At 68.4% G+C, this 1,422-nt stretch carries 1 protein-coding gene; it reads right to left on the bottom strand.

Features of this window, described 5'->3' with window-relative positions; genetic code table 11:
* Positions 1-134 precede the first annotated feature (134 nt).
* Complete coding sequence (locus ACF1AL_RS39400) at positions 135-1,370, bottom strand: IS701 family transposase (RefSeq protein ID WP_391781410.1); 1,236 nt, start codon at positions 1,368-1,370, stop codon at positions 135-137.
* Positions 1,371-1,422: the final 52 nt, after the last annotated feature.

Below are 1,422 nucleotides of genomic sequence, written 5' to 3'. Positions count from 1 at the left end.
CCTAGTAGTGCTTCGTTAGGTTCTGGGCTGTCTGCTGATGCTCCGAGGGCTGGGCAGGGGGCGTCCGCAGGTGGTGCAGGTACCGGTCCAGCACCTCAGCAGATCCTGAAGAGCGTCGAGGACCTGGTAGAGGGTCAGGCCGGCGTCGGGGCTTTTGGGTCGAGCCGCCTGAGGGTGAGGAAGGCCTGGGCGGCGGTGACGAGGGTGACGTGGTGGTGCCAGCCGCGCCAGGTGCGGCCCTCGAAGTGGTCCAGTCCGAGGCCATGCTTGAGTTCGCGGTAGTCGTGCTCGATCCGCCAGCGCATCTTGGCCCATCGCACCAGGTCAGCGGCGGGTGTGGTGGCGGGCAGGTTCGATATCCAGTAGTCCGTCGGAGTGTCCTGCCCGTCCGGCCATTCGACGAGGAGTGTCTGGACGGGCAGGACGCCGTCCCACCGGTTGCGGCCGCCACCCGCCTCCTGAGCTGCGGCCAGGGACTGCGTGCCCGCGGGCCGCACTGTCAGCACCGCGAACCGCGAAGACATCGCGCCTTTGCTGCCCTGCCTCCAGGTCACCTCGGTGAACCGCTCCGCGCCTGCCTCCGCTGCCAACACGCAGACGGCTCGCGGCGGGGTGCGGTAGCGGGGAAGGGTGGGTGGTCCGAGCCCGCCATAAGCAGGCTGGTGCGGCTCGGCATCCTCCGGGTGGGCGACTTCCTTCCCGTTCAGGGCGAGGACATAGGACAGCCCTCGCTCCTCGAGACCGAGCCGGAACGGGGTGCTGACGCCGTAGCCGGCGTCGGCAACCACCACCGGCGCCTTCAGCTGCCACTCGGTGAGTGTGTCCAGGAGGCCGAGCGCAAGCCGCCACTTCTCCCGGTGCACTACGTCGTCGGGAACCCCTGCCCTGCGGCATCGCTCCGGCTCGTCCGTCCACTCACGCGGCAGATACAACTGCCACTCCAACGGGCACGAGGCGGTGTCGGTGGCGGCATGGACACTGACCGCGACCTGGCAGTTCGCCCGTTTGCCGACCGCTCCGCAGTACTGGCGGGCCACCCCGACCGACGCCTTGCCGCACTTGGGGAACGACACGTCGTCGATCACCCACACCTCGGGCCTGACAACTTCGGACAGCCGCTCGGCGATCCGCTGCCTGACCGGCAGCGGATCCCACGGCGACTGGTTCACGAACTGCTGCAGAGCCTGCATGTTCCCGTCCGGCAGCCGCTCGGCCATCGGCTGGATCGACTTGCGCCGGCCGTCGAGCATCAGGCCCCGCAGATAGCACTCGCCCCACCGCCGCTGATCCCGCCGCGGTAACGACCCGAACACATCGGCAACGAACTCCGCCAACTCGCCCCGGAGCCGTTCCACTTCCCCCAACCTCACTCCGGGAAGCTGCCCACCATCAGCCGAGATCACTCAACGTAACGAAGTACTA

Origin of the sequence: Streptomyces sp. NPDC014801, from assembly GCF_043082085.1 — a bacterium.
Taxonomy (GTDB): domain Bacteria; phylum Actinomycetota; class Actinomycetes; order Streptomycetales; family Streptomycetaceae; genus Streptomyces.
This window is presented reverse-complemented; position numbering and strand designations above follow the sequence as displayed.